This window comes from Streptacidiphilus pinicola, assembly GCF_003258295.1.
Taxonomy (GTDB): Bacteria; Actinomycetota; Actinomycetes; order Streptomycetales; family Streptomycetaceae; genus Streptacidiphilus; species Streptacidiphilus pinicola.
On sequence record NZ_QKYN01000037.1, the window covers coordinates 16,422 to 33,035 of the forward strand.

Sequence of the window (16,614 nt, forward strand, 5' to 3'; positions counted from 1 at the left end):
GTCCCAAGGTGACGGAAGAGCAGCCCTTCGATGACCGCCGCGAGGCGCATGTCCTGCTGCGCGACGACGGAACGCACCGCGCCGTGTGGCCGGCGCACCTGCCCCTGCCGGAAGGCTGGCAGCAGGTCGGCGAGGACGCCCCGTCAGCCGCCGACTGCGCCGCCGCCCTCCGCGGGGAGCAGGCCAGGTCGCCGCTCGGCCGTCGGGTCGCCGACGAGGACGGGGCCCGCGCGCCGGCCCGGCCCGGCAACGCTGCGACGGTGTCCGCGACGATCCGGGCACTCGCGCGGTCCTGCCCGCAGGCACCCGCCGTGCTGTGCGAGGACGCCGAACTCGACTACCGGGAGCTGGACGAGCGCGCCGACCGTCTCGCCGACCGACTGCGCGCCCGCGGCGTTCGGCCGGACGCGGTGGTGGCGGTGTGCCTGGACCGGACGCCCGATCTGGTCGTCTCGCTCCTCGCGGTGCAGCGGGCCGGCTCCGCCTTCCTCCCGCTCGACCCCGCCGCGCCCCCGCAGCGGCTGACCCGGCTCGCCACCGACGTCCGCGCCACACATGTCCTGACGAACCGCCGGCACGCCCCGCTGTTCGCGGCGCTGTCCGCGGATGCCGCGGAACGGTCCGACCCCGGGGCCGAGGGCTTGCCCTCGGTCGTCGCCGTGGAGGATCTGCTCGCCGATCCGGCGGATGTCGGGGACCCCTCGGACCGGCCGTCGCACGACCCCGATCCTGACGGTCTGGCCTACGTCATCTACACCTCCGGGTCGACCGGACCGCCGAAAGGGATCGCGGTCACCCACCGGGCCCTGGCCGGCTCCCTGTCGGCGGCGGCGGACTACTACGGCCTGGGCGCGGGAGACCGGGTGCTCCACCTGGCCGCGCTCGGCTTCGACACCTCACTCGAGCAGATCTTCGCACCGCTCACCGCGGGAGCCGCCGTGGTGCTGACCGGCGAACAGGTGTGGGCGCCCACCGAACTTCTGCGGGGCGTCCCCGAACACGGCGTCACGGTCATCGACCTCACCCCCGCGTACTGGCGTCGACTGCTCGATCTGCTGGGCCCGGGCCAGGAGCGGCTCACCTCGGTGCGCCTGGTCATCCTGGGCGGCGAGATCGTGCATGCGAAGGACTGCGAGGCCTGGCTCCGGCATTTCCCCGGCACCAGGCTGGTGAACGCGTACGGCCTGACCGAGACGACCATCACCTCGACGGCGGGCGACCTCACCGAGCAGGTCCTCACCGCGCCGGGCGGTGCGCCCGCGCCGGTGGGCCGCGCGCTTCGGGGCTCGCAGGTCCATGTCCTCGATCCGCAGCTGCGCCCCGTGGCGCCCGGCGAGCGCGGTGAGGTCTACGTCGGCGGGTCCCACCTGGCCGAAGGCATCTGGGACCGGCCCGACCTGACCGCCCTGCAGTTCCTGCCGGACCCCTACGCCGGCATTCCGGGAGCGCGGATGTACCGCACGGGCGACACCGGGCGTTGGCGTGCGGACGGAAACCTGGAGATCCTCGGCCGGGTCGACGACCAGGTCAAGATCCGCGGGTTCAGGATCGACCCGGCGGAGATCGAGAGCGTGCTGCGCTCCCAGCCGGGCGTGGTCCAGGCGGTGGTGACGGTACGCCCCGCCCGCCAGGGCGGTGACACGGAGTTGGCGGCCTTCTACACGCTCGCAGGAGGCCCCTCGGCGCAACTGGACCCCTCGCCCGAGCGGCTGCGCTCGGCGTTGGCGGACGTCCTGCCCGGCTACATGGTCCCGGCGGTGTTCACCGCGCTGCCGCAGCTGCCGCTGACCCCGAACGGCAAGATCGACCGCAAGTCCCTGCCGCACGCCGAACCGGTCCTGGTCTCCGTCCAGGGGCGACCGGCGCTGCCGCCCACCCCCGTACACGCGGGGATGGCCGAGCTGTGGGGGCGGATCCTGGACGTGCCGCAGATCGAGGCCGAGGACGACTTCTTCGAGCTCGGTGGGAACTCCCTGCTGGCGATGGAGATGCTGGCCCGCGCGAGGATCATGTTCGGCATCGACATCGACCAGACCCGCGAGCTGGCCCGGTCCCTGCTCCACCACTCCACTCTCTCCGCCTTCGCGGAATGCGCGCGGCAGGCCCGGGCGGGCACCCTGGCCGAGGCCGAGCACGTCGTGACGGACTTCGCCGCCGAATCCCAGCTGCTCCTCAGTTGGAGCCGCAGCGAGGCTCGGCCGCCGATCTGGCAACAGCCGGCCGACGTGCTGCTCAGCGGCGCCACCGGCCTGTGCGGCTCGCACATGCTCGCCCACCTGCTGGAGCACAGCCGGGCACGGGTCCACTGCCTGGTCCGGGCGGCGGACGCGGAGCAGGCGTGGGAGCGCATCCGGGCCGCCCACCAGCGGTACCTGCGGCACGACCTGGACGTCGACCTGCGCGACGAGCGAATCCTGCCGATCGTAAGCGACCTGAGCCGTCCCCGGTTCGGGCTCCCCCAAGGCACCTTCACCCGCCTCGGGGACACCGTCGACGTCATCTACCACTTCGGCGGCCTGGTCAACTTCATCTACCCGTACCAGGATCTGCGGGCCGTCAACGTCGACTCCGTCCGCGAGATGGTACGCCTGGCCGCGCCGCGGTCCGTCCCCCTGCACTACACCTCCAGCATGGCGGTCTTCGCCGGCTTCGGTCCGGCCGGCGTCCGGACGGTCAGCGAGGACACGCCGCTGCACTACGCCGACTACCTGTCGGTCGGATACGTGGAGACCAAGTGGGTGGCCGAGGCGATGCTGCAGCAAGCCGCCCGGGAAGGCGTTCCGGTGGTCGTGTACCGGCTCCAGGACGTCACCGGGTCGACCAGTACCGGCGTCCTCAACACCTCCACCGAGATCTGCGCGCTGATCAGGTTCATGGCCGACACCGGTCGCTGCCCGGCCGTCGACCTCCCCCTCGACTTCCTTCCGGCGGACGTCTTCGCGCAGGCCGTCGGGCACATCTCCACGACCCGCCCGGCCCGTGGCGGCGTCTACCACCTGACCAACCCGAGGCCGGCGCTGGTGAGTTCGCTTGCCGACTGCCTGCGGTTGCGGGGCTATCCGGTCGAGCTGGTCCCCTACGCCACCTGGGTCGCCGACCTGGTCCAGTTCGCGGCCGGCCATCCCACACATCCCATGACGCCGTTCGTGCCCTTGTTCGTGGACCGGTGCAACGGAGCCGATCTCACCGTCAGCGAGATGTACCTGCAGAACGTCTTCCCGGCGTTCACCCGGGTCAAGGCCGAACGGGCCCTGCTCGACAGCGGGGTCGAGATCCCGCCGGTGGACCTGCGCATGCTCGACAGCTATGTGGACTTCCTCCAGTCGGAGGGGTACCTCGAGCCGCCGCGCGGTCCGGTCCACGGGCGGCAGCACGTCGGCTGGGCCGAGATCGACCTGTCCCAGGCCGCCCGGGAAGGGCCGGTGGCGTTCGGTGGCGAACTCGGTCCCGACCAGCTCATGGCGGCCTACAGGGCGGGGGCCTTTCCGATCCCCGTCACCGACGACGCCAGCCGTGCCCGTCAACAGGCAAGCTGCGCCGAGGGTGTGGCGGCCGGCAGGATCCCGTTCGCCGGGCCCCGCACCGGCGATCCCTGGGCGGTCGCCTGGTGGTCGCCGGATCCGAGACCGGTCCTGCCCCCTGCCGAGGTGCACCTCAGTCGCAGACTCGCGCGGCGCCTGCGCAACCGGCTGCAGTGGACGACCACCGTGGACCGTGACTTCGAAACGGTCGTCCGGTCCTGCCGCGACGGGCGGGATCCGGTGTGGCTGACCGACGACCTGGTCCGCAGCCTGGTGCGCCTGCATGAAGCCGGCCGGGCGCACAGCGTCGAAGTCTGGGACGGCGAGCAGCTGATCGGCGGCGTGTTCGGGGTTCGGCTCGGCCGGGTGTTCAGCCTCGACTCGATGTTCGGCCGTCAGGTCGGCGCCGCTCAGGTCGCGGTGGCGGATCTGGCGCGGCGGTTCGCGCAGGCCGGCGGGGCCGTACTGGACGCCCAGTGGGACAGCCCGCATGTGCGGGCGATGGGTGCTGTCCTGCTGCCCCGGGCCCGGTACCTCGCGCTGTTGCGGGACCGCACCGGCCCGGAACTGCCGCTGCCGGCCGGGGTCGAGAAGGCCGCGCGGCTGGTGTCGGAGCCGATCTCCTGACCGCCTGCGCGGGAGCCGTCACACCACCGGGAGGTGCGCCCGCCACCGGAGGCCGGCACTCACCGCGCATCCTCGTCGCCCGTGTCCACGGTGAAGCCGCGCCGGCTCATGGCACCCCAGACCTGCGGGGCTCCGCGCAGGGCGTCCCACATGCCGCGGACCCGCCACCAAGCCGTGAACTGGCGGTAGCCGATGTTCTCGGCCAGCGCCCCCACGAGTGCGCCGCCCAGGTCGCGCCAGCGGGGGTACCGGTGGAACGCGTACTCCTCGGCGACGAGGGCGGCCAGGCTGACGACCATGGCGTAGCCGTAGGCGACGAGCAGGAAGCGCCACAGGAACGTCAGGTCGACGGCGCCCAGCAGGAGCCCGAGCGGCACCAGGACCAGGCCGGAGAGTTCGACCACGGGGGCCAGCAGCTCGAACAGCACGTAGAATGGGAGCGCCAGCATGCCGACCCGGCCGTAGCGGCGGTTGCCGATCAGGCGCCGGTGTTTGAGCAGGATCTCGGTGAGGCCGCGATGCCAGCGCCGACGCTGCCGACCGAGGATCAGCGGGGTCTCCGGCGCCTCGCTCCACGAGATCGGCTCGCCCACGAAGACGATCCGGTAGTCGCGGTGGTGCTCACGCTGGTGCCGGTGGAGTCGGACGACCAGTTCCGCGTCCTCGCCCAGACAGTCCGGGTCCATGCCGCCGATCGCGACCACGGCGTCCCGGCGGAAGAGCCCGAAGGCCCCCGCGATCACCAGCAGTCCGCCGACGCGGGACCAGCCCGTCCGGCCGAGCAGGAAGGCGCGCAGGTACTCGACCGTCTGGATCCTGGCGAGCAGGCGTTGCGGCATCCGGACCTGCGCGATGCGTCCTGCCAGCACGGTGCAGCCGTTGGCGACGCCGACGACCCCGCCCGCCGCCACCACGTGCAGGGGGTCGTCGGCGAAGGGCTTGGCGATGGCGAGCAGCGCCTGCGGGTCGAGGATCGAGTCCGCGTCGACCATGCAGAGCAGCGGATAACGGGCGAGGTCGATTCCGAGGTTGAGGGCGTCCGCCTTGCCGCCGTTGCGCTTGCGGGCGACCAGCAGCGGTACGGCCCCGCCCCGCGGCAGGTGGACCGACTCCACCTCGCCTCGCGCGGTCACCTCGCCGGGGACCACGTACGGCACCTCGGTCAGGTCGAACGCCTCGGTCAGCCGTTCCAAGGTGGCGTCCGTCGAGCCGTCGTCGACGACGATCACTTCGAAGCTGGGGTAGCGGAGCAGCAGCATCGCCTCCACTGCGGAGACGATGCCGGCCTCCTCGTTGTGCGCGGGCACGATCACCGAGACGGGCAGGGTGAACGGGCTTGCCGCGATGTCGTCGTAGCCCGCGAACGGCGCTCGGCGCAGATGGCGCGCGAAGTCGCCTGCGGCGATCAGGACCAGGACGAGGTAGGCGGTGTTGATGGCGAGGAAGTAGCCCAGGATGGCGGCGTCGGTGACGTGGATGACCTGGATCAGGACCTCGTGCCCCGGCACCGGGAACAGTGCGCCCCTCACGTCTCCACCGTCGGGTCCCCGGCCGGGCGTGCCCTGCCCTTGCTGATCGCGGCCTGGGCGAGCGCCGCGCCGGCCTGTCTGGCGGCCCGATCGCCGTGGATGCCCCCAAGAACGCGGCGCAGCTCCCACTCGCCCCCCTGGCCGAGCCGCGCCATGGAACGGGCCGCGGTGGCCGCCACGCGCGGAACCGGGTCGCCGAGCAGTTCCCCGAGCCGCCCGGCCACACCTGGGTCGCCGAGGCGACCCAGCGAGCCGGCCGCCACGGCGCGCAGGCTCTCGGGCCGATCCGGGCCCAGGGCGTCGAGCAGCGGTTCCAGGGCCTGCGGCGCACCGAGGGATCCGAGGGCGCGGGCTGCCCTGATCTGTACCTCGGGATGGGGGTCGGTGGTCAGGGCGAGGGCGATCCTCGGCGCCCAGGCGGTCGCGCCCACGGCACCCAGGACCTCGACGGCGACGGCCCGCACCAGTGGCTGCGAGGCGTCGAGGCCTTCCGCGACCAGGGGTTGGCTGTCCGGACCGAGAGCGGTCAGCGCCAGCACCACCACCGACGGCGGAACCGCGAAGCGCCCGTGGAGCGCACCGAGGAGGGCGGGCACAGCGGAGGCGTCCCCCATCCGTCCCAGGGCCCTGGCCGCCACCACCCGCAGGTCGGGGTCCGCGTCGCGCAGCAGCGGCAGCAACGCCCCCACCGCCGCCTGATGACGCAACTGGCCCAGGGTCTCGGCGGCTCGTGCGCGCCGGATCCGGCCCTCTCGCCCCAGGTCCGACATGGCCCGTTCGGCGAGTCCGCGCCGCTCGAAGAGCTCGACGAGCGAGCTCGACGCCTGACCGGTCACCTTGCCGAGGAAGACCTGGGCGACCGGCTCCAGCGCGGTCCAGCTGTGGTCGTCCAACTCGGCCAGCGTGTCGAGGATGCCGGCCCTCTCGTCGTCCTCGGCGCACAGGAGCGCGAGCAACCGGGCACGGTGGGGCTCGGCGGCCCGCTCCGCGCGGACCTGCCGGACCTGACGCCGGACGCGCAGACCGACCAGAACGGCCAGCAGCACCGCGCCCGCCACGGCGAGCACCCCCGCGGCCACGTCGAGCAGTCCGAGGGAGCTCATCGGGCGAGCCTCGCGAGCACGGCCTCGACCCGGCTGATGAGCTCGCGAGGGCTGAAAGGCTTGACGATGTAGTCGTCGGCGCCTGCCGCGAAGCCCGTCTCGACGTCGGCCTCCTGGGAACGCGCGGTCAGCAGGATCACCGGCAGGGCTCTTGTCGCCGCGTCGGCCCGCAGTTCGCGGCAGACATCCAGGCCGGACATCCCCGGCATCCTGACGTCGAGGAGCACGAGGTCCACGTGGTGTTCGCGGACCGACTTGAGGGCGGCCAGCCCGTTCTCGGCGGCGATCACGTCGTGGCCCGCGTGGGTGAGTTTGTAGGACACCAGATTGCGGATGTCGATGTCGTCATCGGCCACCAGGACGGCTGCCATCGCCCCCTCCTTTCGCTCGTGATCGGTCCTCGAGCGGCTCCGCACCGGCGCAGGCACGGTTCGGGTGGAAAGGACAGGTGCCCGGCCAGGATGACGGGGGGTGAACGTCGCGGGCCCCAGACCTGAATGAGGCCCGCGACGTCGTCTGTCCATGGTCGGGCCGCTCTGATGCGGAGGCAGGGCAAGAGCCACGCGGACCGGCACATCCATGGACAGGCGATCCCGCTTCGGAGTTGACCGTGCAGCGCGGCGGCCGACCGGGGGCGTCTCCCTGCTGCCAGGTTGGGGCAGTGGAGATCATCGGTCGCCGCGTGAGCACGTGAAGGGCGCCCAGCCCTCCGAAGCGGTCACGACCGGCCCAACGACAGCCGGCCGCGCAGGGTGCGGCCGCTCCCCCGGGCGAGTGATCCACACCAGCCATTCGGACCTGCGGCGAGTCGGGCGAGTTGGTAAGGGCGACCGCAAGCCCTGGCCAATTCCTCATCCGTGCAACCGATTCGGGCGGGACGGCGCGGCCGCCCGCGCCCCGTCGAACGGGACCCACCCGCCTGCCTGGAGGACGCCGGCCACAGCACCTCGGCCCAGGGTGAAGCGGTAGAGGGTGGGCGGGGCGAAGCCCAGCCGTGGTTGCTGAAGAGACGCGGCCCGCTGGTCGTAACCCGCCGCCAGCGCGGTCCACAGCGCTGTCGCGACGCCGGTTCCGCCCGCCGTCCGCCACCGGCCGTCGGCGTGGACCACCGGCCCCCGCACGACCCGCGCTGTCACGTCCGGGACCTCGCGCCGCCCATAGGGATCGACTCCAACCCAACGCGCCTGCCACCAGGGCTGCGCGAAGACCGCGGACCGACCGCGCCCGCTCTCGGTGCCGCCAGTCGCGGCGTCGTCCGCGGCTCCCACCGCTGTCACATGGGGGTCCGATGCGGGGAAGAGCACACCGCCGCCGGAGTCGTCTGATGCTTCGGAACCGTGATCCGCCGGGGCGTAGAAGCCGACTCCTTCCGCCGCGCCCTCCTCCAGGACCAGATCGATCGCCCGCATGCCACTCCCCGTCCGCTGTTCCTCGGGGGCGCCCCATCCGGTCATCGCCACCGGGATGCCGGCGTCGATAACGCTCTGCCAGGCGTCGACCTCTCCCGCCGCGCTGTTCTCGGCGGAGAACACCACCGTCGCGGTGTCCGGTGCCACCGCCTGGACTGTCTCGATCTCGGCCTCGACCGCTGCACGGCCGGCGTCCCCGTCGACCGGCCCTCCGTCGACCAGTCGCAGTTCCGGCGCGGGCGACGCCAGGGCGAACCGGCGGTCGTACGCGGCGACGTCCTGCGGGCGGAAGCCCGCGAACTCCGCGAGGGCCACCCGTGGTCGCGGCCCGCTGCGATCCCCCCGGGTGTTCGACACGGAGCCCTGGGCGTCGCGGAGCTGAGCGGGCGTCAGGCCGTCGGCCCCGCCGAAGCTCACAGTCGGCCGGCGCACGGCGCGATCGGTCAGACCGGCGATGTCCGCGACGAGATACCCCGGGTCCGCCGGGAGCTCCGGGGGCGTGGCGTTGCCGTAGAACACACGGCCGGAGGCGGGATCGCGCCAGGTGTCCAGACGGATCCCGAGGGTCCGCTCCACATCGGCCGCGCTCGCGGAGGCGTCCACCACGAGGCGGCCGGAGTGGACGTCGTCGATGTGGAAGCCGTTGCCCTCGAGGTAGGCGCGCAGACGCTCGATCTCGGCGACCGTGCGGCCGTAGCGGGCGGCAAACTGGCTTCCCCGCAGGTACTGCCGGTAGCGGGGCGAGTCGGGGTCGTCGACCTCGGCGACGTAGGTGTCCAGGTCCGCCCTGTCCCGTGCGGCCAGCGTGAAGGCGAGCCGAAGGTAGGCGCGGTGAGGCAGGTGCCCCAGATGCTGAGCTCGGCCGGTTCCGGGAAGCACGTCGTCCCGCAGGACACGGGGCGGCGCGGTGAGCTCCGCGGCGTGGGCCGCCGGCAGGACGGCGGACAGCGCCACGAGAACGGCGAAGGCACCGGCCTTGAGTCGCGCGACGGGGCGCAGGCGCACGGGGTTCCTCCCAGCGGGATCCGCCCGGCGTGGAACCGCCGGTCCATGTGGTGTTCCGAGCCTGGGCGGGCCACACGCGACCGGGGCCGAAGGATGGGTCGCGTGTGGCCTGGAATCAAGTCCGCCCCCAACTACGGCGTCCCGCAACCGGAAGGCGTCCGCTCGGGGCACACAAGGCCAGCCGACGAGTCAGTTCGGGTGCGCTTTTGCGGAGTTGAACCTGAGGGCCCAAAACGGGCCTTGGGCCCGCCCGTTGGTCAGTCGTCGTGGCGCGGGCGCCTGCGGCGCAGGGCCCACCCTCCCAGACCGGTGCCGACCGTCATCGCCCCGGCGGCCAGCAACGGCCTGGTGAACTGCTGGGCCTGGCGCGTCTGGACGGGTGGTTGAGCGGTGTCCTCCACTCCTACCCGCGCAGACGCGGTACCACCGGAGGCACTCGACAGGACCTGGAGCGGGGTGGCCGCCAGGACGTGGTGGCTCTTGGTCGTGGCCAGCATGAGCAGGTGGTCGCCAGGGGCCGTTCCAGCCGGGATGGTCACCGATCCGCAGACATGGCCGTGGGCGTCCGGGACGAGCGTGGCCAGTGTCTGCGGCGGCCGGTCGTGGCGCTTCGGCACATCGGCATGCGGGCTCCCGGACGGCGACGGACCGGGGAGCGCCGGCAGGGTCGGCAGGGCCAGTTCGACCACGATGGGCTCCCCGAACGGAAGCGTCGCGGTGAAGGTGAGCCGCCCGCCGGAGATCACCAAGGTGGTGCTCACGACGAACGGCCCGCCGCCGGGCGGATAGGCCTCCGCATCTGCCGCGGAGGCGCCGGTCACCGCGCCCAGGCACGACAGTCCCGTCGCAGCCACGACGATCCCTGCTCTCCTCGCCAGCTTCGGCCACGCAACCATCTTCCCCACTCCTCCGACTCGCGGATTCGAACTCCTCGGCGCACGGGCGGGTCAACGCACCGCACGGCACCATCTGTACGGAGCCCGGGCACCGCTCCCACCTGTGCGGACCTCGAATCCTCCGAACGGCTCAGCCACGGGGGCTCGAAGCACTCGGTCGGCCGTCGTCGGGCGGATCCCCGGTCGCGACGACACTCGGCCGAGTTCCCCACTCAGTGCAACGCTCAATGAACTGGCCTGGTCGGCGTGTTGGCCCCATGTGCAGCCCTTCGGCTCGCCGGACCCGAGACACTTGTCCCGACGACATGTTTGAGCGGTCCGCGTGAGTCCGCCCGAGAGGATTGCCATTGCGCGCAGTAGTGACGGGAGGGGCCGGCTTCATCGGCTCCCATCTGTGTGAGCGTCTCCTTGCGCGGGGATGCCGGGTCGTGTGCGTGGACAACTTCTCCACCTCCGTCTGGTCCAACGTCCAGCACCTGACCCAGCGCCCTGACTTCCGCCTACTGCGCTGGGATGTGACCCGGCCGGTGCGGGTCAGCGGAACCGTGGACGCCGTGTACCACCTGGCGTCGCCGGCTTCGCCGCGGGACTACCTGGCCATGCCGCTGGAGACCCTCCGCACCGGCGCCCTGGGCACCTGGAACACACTGGAACTGGCGGAGCAGCACCGGGCACGGTACCTCCTGGTCTCCGCCTCCGCGTCGTACGGCAACCCCCAGGTCCACCCGCAGCCGGAGGGCTACTGGGGAAACGTGAACCCGGTGGGGCCGAGCTCCGTCTACGACGAGGCCAAGCGTTACGCGGAGGCGCTGACGACGGCCTACCGGCAGCGGCGTGACGTGGACGCGAAGATCGTGCGCGTCTTCCACGCCTTCGGACCGCGCATGCGGCTCGACGACGGGCGCGCGATCCCGACGTTCGTCCGGCAGGCGCTCCTGCGGCAGCCCATCACGGTGACCGGCAGGGGCACGCAGTCCCGCTCTCCGTGCTACGTCGCGGACATCGTGGACGGACTGCTGGCCATGATGGACAGCGACGCGTCCGGCCCCCTGAACCTGGGCAGTCCGCATGAGCTGTCCATGCGGCAGCTGGCTCACCGAATCGCACGTCTGGCCGGTTCGCCCGCCCCGATCAGGCTCGTCCCACGACGCCGGGAGGACCCGGAGCGGCAGTGCCCGGACATCACGGCCGCTCGGCGCGTCCTGCGGTGGGAGCCGAGAACGCCGCTCGATATCGGGTTGGGCCTGACCGTCAACTGGTTCCGGCAACAGCTCAGGGTCGACAGGGCGCTGCCGCCCACCATCGCGCCGGAGCCGGCGGGCTCCGGCTGACGACCCCGCCGCGGCGGCCGGGTCGCGGGCACCCTCTTCCCCCAATCCCCTTATCGTGAGGCCCTGATGCAGGTCAAGAGCTCGCCGGACGCGAGGCGCCGTGGTCGGCCCGACCTCCCCCTGCGCATCGCGCTGGTGCACGGTTTCGGCAGCCCGGCGCACCCCCGTGGCGAGGATGAGGCGGTGCGCGACCAGGCCGCCGCCCTCCGGCGGATCGGCTGCGAGGTGTCGATCGTGGGCGCGAGCACGGACGACCGCCCGCGCGGGCTCCTCCGTGCGGCGCGTACCGGTGCGGAGCTCGCCCTCGGCCTCGGCCGGTGTCCGGACCAGGAGTTGCGGCAGTTGCAGCCCCATGTCGTCCATGTGCACAACCTCTTCCCCGCCTTCGCGCGCGGCTGGCTGCGCCGCTGGGCCGGGCCGTTGATCGCCACCGTCCACAACTACCGGCCGATGTGCGCGGCCGCCACACTGTTCCGCGACGGACAGGTGTGCACGCGGTGCCTGGACGGCTCGCCCTGGACGGGCGTCCGTCACCGCTGCTTTCGCCAGTCAGCGGTGGCCACGGTCCCGCTGGCCCTGGCCGCCCGGCGCGGGGCCGCCAGGGACCCTTTGCTCAGCCGCGCCGACCGGATCGCGGTCCCCTCCCAACTCAGCTGGGACCTGTACCGCAAGGCGGGGCTCCCGGTGGAGAGGCTGGCGCTGCTGCCCCACTTCGTCCCGCAACCTCCGTCCGCCGGCGCGCCGACCGACGGCGTCGGCCGCTGGGCCTACGTGGGACGCCTGAGCCGCGAGAAGGGCGTGGTGGACATGCTGCGCCGCTGGCCCACGACGGAGCCGCTCGACGTCGTCGGGGACGGCGACCTGGCTCGGGAGTGCCGTCGCGCCGCCCCGCCCTCGGTGCGCTTCGTGGGGACGCTCGATCGGGAGGAGGTGCGCCGGCGGATGCCCTGGTGGACTGGTCTCGTCTTCCCGAGCCGGGGCTTCGAGTCGGCTCCGCTCGTCTATCCCGAAGCGCTGGCGGCCGGCCTTCCGGTCGTGGCCTGGGCCGGATCGTCCGTGGCCTACGCGGTGCGCCTGCACGAGACCGGCGCGGTGGTGGGGCGCGGCGAACGCCTCGGCCCGATCCTCGACTCGGTCCGACACCGACGCCCCTCGCTGCGCGAGCACTGCCGTCACGCGTACCAGGCGGAGTTCTCCGAAGCACGCTGGGCCGAGCTCACCCTGCGCGTCTACCGGCAGGCGGCACAGCGCCGCGTGGCGCTGCAGACGGAGCGAGGCACAGGGTGACGCGGCGACGCGTGCCCTTCGCGCGGTCCTGACGAACGGGACCCGTACCGGCTCCCCCACGGCACAGCGGACATGTCATACGACAATCGCCTGGCGCAGGTCAGATTTGCAGAATTTGCGGCGCCCATCGCCCGACTCGTCCGAAGCCGCGCAAGGAGTCGGAATCAGGGTGCCGCCCTTGGGGCAGACTCACCTGGACGCGACAGGCCAAACCGGTCCGCCAACCGGACGAACCCAGGACTATGACTATGTTTTCGGCATATGCCGAGGTCTGACCGCCCTCCGAATAGTGACATACGCATTTTCAGGACGGGCACGCCACGGCCGGGAAAATCGATTCGGCATCACGGCTACGGCGATGGCTGCCACCAGGCCGAGGAAGACCATCGCGGATCCGAGGGACGCCTCCGGCGTCCCGGGCCGCGGGAGACCAACGCATGCCACTCGGGATCCGGCTCGCCAGGGACCTGGCGCCCGTGCGAGTGCCACAGCCGGGCCAACTGATCGAAGAGGGGCGTGGATCCCTGCGGATCCACCGGCGACACCGCCACGGCCAGCGACTCCACGGGATCGAGTCGCGTGGTCTCCCACGTTGCGAGGCCTCCCACCAGGCTGACGGGGCCTTCTCCGAACTCCGTCCAGGTCATTGCGTGTTCTCCTCTCCATTGATGCTCTCCGGGCCGCCCGAGCGGCTGCGGCACCGCCGGTGGGCGGGGTCCCCCGCTCAGCCCCTTCGCCCGCGGTGCCGGCGCGCCCGCGACGCCTGACGGCGCTGCCCCCGACTCATGCGGAGCTGGCGCACGAGTTGGTGCAGGGCCACCGCCGCGGTGATCGGCGGAAGGCCGGCGACGACCGTGTCGACCGTGGTGCGCGGAACGTCCGCGATGCACAACACGGTTGCGACCGACGAGAACGCGACCACCACGCACCAGGAATGCACGACGCGGCGCCCGTCCAGCGCCGCCCGCAGCAGGGACAGACAGGCGGCGAGCCACGGGCCGTAGATCACGACGGGCCAGGGCTGGGCGAGACTCTGCGGCACCCGCGGTTCCGCGAGGTGGTGCAACGGGCCGTAGGACAGCAGATACCCGAGGGCGCACACCGCGGTTGCGATCAGCGCGGTGGCACCTTCGATGAGCGAGCACACCACGGTCGGCCGGTTCGGGCGCTTGGCCTGCCTGCGGTGAGAACGGCGGGAAGGCTCCTCAGGGATCGTCCCACCGTTGCGCCGGGACGTGGATGGGGCGCCGCCCTGGGCCTCGGCCCCGTCACGCGAACGCAGGCCCTCGTCGGACCGGCACGCCGACAGAGCGTCGCTCCACCAGTGCTCGACGAGGGTGTCCTCGGCGGACGGCCAGCCGTCGGCCGAGGCCTCGAAACCCGTCAGCGGCCCGGTGAACGGACCGAGGGGGTCAGCGACCGGCCGGTACACCGGGCACCCCTGATCCACGACGTCGCAGCGGCTTCGACGGGGTCGGTCCGCCCCGGCCCGAGCGGGAAATACCTTCCGGCGACCGCCCTTCTTCTTTACTGCACCGCGAACGGCACGGCAATACGGCTGAAGCAGGGAGTTTCTCCGGCGTCGGCGCTCCGCACACTGAATTCACATCGGAGGAAACGACCTTCGATCTCCGACGGATGCGCCCCCCAAGGGTGACATTCAATATGCAACCGGTTTGCGGCTCGACCAAATCGGCCATCCCCCGGGGATAATCAGCGAGCCGGGACGGCCAAGAACAACTCCACGAAGGGCCAGGATTAGGCGCGCCGGCCCGTTCGAACGCCGGACCGCTCACCAGCCGCTAAGCGCGCATTATTCGCATTGGTTTTCGAGCGACCCATACCCGGCTGTGGTGCACACTCGCTCTCCGTCCGGCCGACCTCAACCGCGCGTCCGCGACCTTTCCCATGACCCTCCCGAGGCCGTCGAAGCTCGGCGACACGCGGCACGAAGTGCCAGGTCAGAGCAGACCTGCCAGAACATCGGCCGAGGCTGCGCGACGCTCTGCGACCGAAACTGGTCGTGCTCGACGAAACTACCCATGACATGACTAGACAAACCGACCAAAGCCACAGCACAGGACAGCGACGATCTTGATCAACGCGTGTGCGCTCGGTGGAATTACCCAGGGGAGGCGAAGAAAGGCGCCAGAACTTTTTGCCCCTCTGTTACCTTCATAAGATTCCAGAGAAACCTTTCTTCAAAAGCGATCTGTGCGCCTTCGTGTTAACGTCTCGGACACATCGCCGCGGAAGGGGAAACGCAGTTCCAAACGCGCGAAGGGTATCGGCAAGCTTGCGAGGAGCCATGCAATGTTGACCCGTGAGGAATACAACGAGGCTCGCGTGCTGCAGAGCCAGGGCTGGTCGGTGTCCGCCATCGCCCGACACCTGTCCCGAGATCGCAAAACGGTGAGGTCGTATCTCACCGGACGCCGCAAGCCCGGCGTCAGGCGCGCCCCCGAGGACTCCTTCCAGCGCTTCGCCCCCTACTGCACACAGCGGCTGACGGACGCGGCCCACCTCCCGGCCAGCGATCTGTACGAGGAGATCGTCGAACTCGGCTACACGGGTGGCTACTCGACCTTCACCCGGGCGCTGCGCAAGCACGACCTGCGGCCCCTGTGTCCGACGTGCAACCGCCGGGCCGGCGCTGCGACCCAGTCCGCGGAGCCCCGGACCACGGAGAGCGTGTACCTCACCGTGCTCCGACTGCTGGATCCGCCCCTGCACTGGGGGTTCGGCAAGTGCGCCTACCTCGCCGTCGGCAGGCTCGGCACATCGGGGCGCTGGCGTTCCGTCCTTACGGAAAGCGACGGCTTCGCCTACATGGTGGAGGCGATCGACGAGGTGCTGCGGCGCCTGGGCGGGACAGGAGCCCGTTGGATCCTCGACCCTTCCGTGGTCGCCGACACCAGGACCGCCGGCCGGAACCTGCGCGAACTCGCGTCGGCCGCCGAGTACTACGGGGCCTCGGTCGAGACCGCTCCGCCGCGCGGCGAACGCGGCGGCGGCCTGTCCGAGGAGGATCTGCGCCAGATCATGTGCGCCTGGCGCACCATCAGCTCGACCTGCCCGCTACGGGCGGCGCAGGAGCGGTTCGATCAGCTGGGCCGGCGCCTGGACACCAGGCGGGCCCAAACCGCACAGCCGCGCGGCGCCGAGAGGGCGCCCTCGCTGCTGCCGCTGCCGGACACGCCCTACCCGGCGCAGATCTGCGCGATGCGAACGGTGGCACCGCGAGGGCTGGTCCCGTTCCGCGGAAACACCTACACCGTCGCCCCCGATCTGGCGGGCGCGGCCGTGGAGGTCCGCTGGCGTCTCGGGGAGGCCCAGGTCTCGATCGCCGCCACCAGTGGGGCTGTCATCGCCCGACAAGTCCTCGCTCCGCGGGGTTCCCGGCGCACCGTCAGCGGACCGACCGAGCCGATCACGCTCGAACGACAGGTGAGGCCGCCACGCCCACAGGGCACGCTGTGCCGGCGCAGCGGCTACGTTCCCCTCTCGGCGGCGGCAGCCGCAGAGGCCCGCAGGCTGCGGACGGAGGATCCCGAGGTCGCCAGACGCTGGTCGGACCAGCAGGCCTGGACGGCCATCGCCCAGGCCAAGGGACTCCTGGCCGCACACCGGGGCATCAGCGTCGAGGAAGCCTTCAACGTGTTGAGCGACTGGGCCCGCACCCATCGGCTGGGGCTCGCGGCCCTGGCGCGCGACATCGTCAACGGGACGGGCACCTCCGAGCTCGTCCTCGGGGCGCGGCACGGCGCCGAAGTCAGTTGGCCCCTGAGTTCCTGAGCCGTTCCAGGCGCGCGAAAGCGCGCTCGGCGCACGTCGGCGGAGCTCGGGCACGCTTATATTCACCTGAATTCCGCTAAACGAAAATCCTCGCCCGTCCGGGGGCGCGGC

10 protein-coding genes are annotated in these 16,614 nt (G+C 71.8%); 4 read left to right on the forward strand and 6 right to left on the reverse strand.

What is annotated here, in order from left to right; all coding sequences use genetic code 11:
* The first annotated feature begins 8 nt into the window (after positions 1–8).
* Positions 9–4,148 (forward strand): amino acid adenylation domain-containing protein, encoded by a 4,140-nt coding sequence (locus DN069_RS09480; protein WP_165845445.1) that lies wholly within the window; start codon positions 9–11, stop codon positions 4,146–4,148.
* A gap of 59 nt (positions 4,149–4,207) precedes the next feature.
* On the opposite strand, the gene DN069_RS09485 is transcribed toward DN069_RS09480, so the two are convergent.
* The 5 genes from DN069_RS09485 to DN069_RS09505 form a co-directional block, all read right to left on the reverse strand.
* Positions 4,208–5,677, reverse strand: a complete 1,470-nt coding sequence (locus DN069_RS09485; protein WP_207892103.1) for a glycosyltransferase family 2 protein — start codon at positions 5,675–5,677, stop codon at positions 4,208–4,210.
* Entirely contained in the window at positions 5,674–6,780 is a 1,107-nt protein-coding gene (locus tag DN069_RS09490) for a HEAT repeat domain-containing protein (protein WP_111500435.1), read from the reverse strand. The genes DN069_RS09485 and DN069_RS09490 overlap by 4 nt, the downstream gene beginning before the upstream one ends.
* Positions 6,777–7,151: a response regulator transcription factor gene (locus DN069_RS09495; protein ID WP_111500436.1), complete on the reverse strand. Its 375-nt coding sequence runs from the start codon at positions 7,149–7,151 to the stop codon at positions 6,777–6,779. Before DN069_RS09495 ends, DN069_RS09490 begins: the two co-directional genes overlap by 4 nt.
* Positions 7,152–7,631: 480 nt before the next feature.
* Entirely contained in the window at positions 7,632–9,194 is a 1,563-nt protein-coding gene (locus DN069_RS09500; protein ID WP_165845446.1) for a S53 family peptidase, read from the reverse strand.
* 257 nt (positions 9,195–9,451) lie between these two features.
* On the reverse strand, positions 9,452–10,048 hold the full coding sequence (locus DN069_RS09505) for a hypothetical protein (RefSeq protein ID WP_133259867.1): 597 nt from the start codon (positions 10,046–10,048) through the stop codon (positions 9,452–9,454).
* Between the two features lie 401 nt (positions 10,049–10,449).
* Here DN069_RS09505 and DN069_RS09510 point away from each other — a divergent pair, with 401 nt between their 5' ends.
* Together DN069_RS09510 and DN069_RS09515 are read left to right on the forward strand one after the other, a co-directional pair.
* Complete coding sequence (locus DN069_RS09510) at positions 10,450–11,421, forward strand: NAD-dependent epimerase/dehydratase family protein (protein ID WP_111500439.1); 972 nt, start codon at positions 10,450–10,452, stop codon at positions 11,419–11,421.
* A 66-nt stretch (positions 11,422–11,487) separates the two neighbouring features.
* Positions 11,488–12,708, forward strand: a complete 1,221-nt coding sequence (locus DN069_RS09515) for a glycosyltransferase family 4 protein (protein WP_111500440.1) — start codon at positions 11,488–11,490, stop codon at positions 12,706–12,708.
* Between the two features lie 724 nt (positions 12,709–13,432).
* On the opposite strand, the gene DN069_RS09520 is transcribed toward DN069_RS09515, so the two are convergent.
* Positions 13,433–14,140, reverse strand: coding sequence for a DUF2637 domain-containing protein (locus DN069_RS09520; protein WP_165845447.1), 708 nt, complete (start codon positions 14,138–14,140; stop codon positions 13,433–13,435).
* A gap of 881 nt (positions 14,141–15,021) precedes the next feature.
* Here DN069_RS09520 and DN069_RS09525 point away from each other — a divergent pair.
* Positions 15,022–16,503, forward strand: a complete 1,482-nt coding sequence (locus tag DN069_RS09525) for an ANTAR domain-containing protein (protein WP_111500442.1) — start codon at positions 15,022–15,024, stop codon at positions 16,501–16,503.
* Positions 16,504–16,614: the final 111 nt, after the last annotated feature.

Coding starts and splice junctions, on each gene's coding strand:
- DN069_RS09490 (WP_111500435.1), bottom strand. CDS start 6,780: ATGAGCTCCCTCGGACTGCTCGACGTGGCCGCGGGGGTGCTCGCCGTG.
- DN069_RS09495 (WP_111500436.1), bottom strand. CDS start 7,151: ATGGCAGCCGTCCTGGTGGCCGATGACGACATCGACATCCGCAATCTG.
- DN069_RS09515 (WP_111500440.1), top strand. CDS start 11,488: ATGCAGGTCAAGAGCTCGCCGGACGCGAGGCGCCGTGGTCGGCCCGAC.
- DN069_RS09525 (WP_111500442.1), top strand. CDS start 15,022: ATGTTGACCCGTGAGGAATACAACGAGGCTCGCGTGCTGCAGAGCCAG.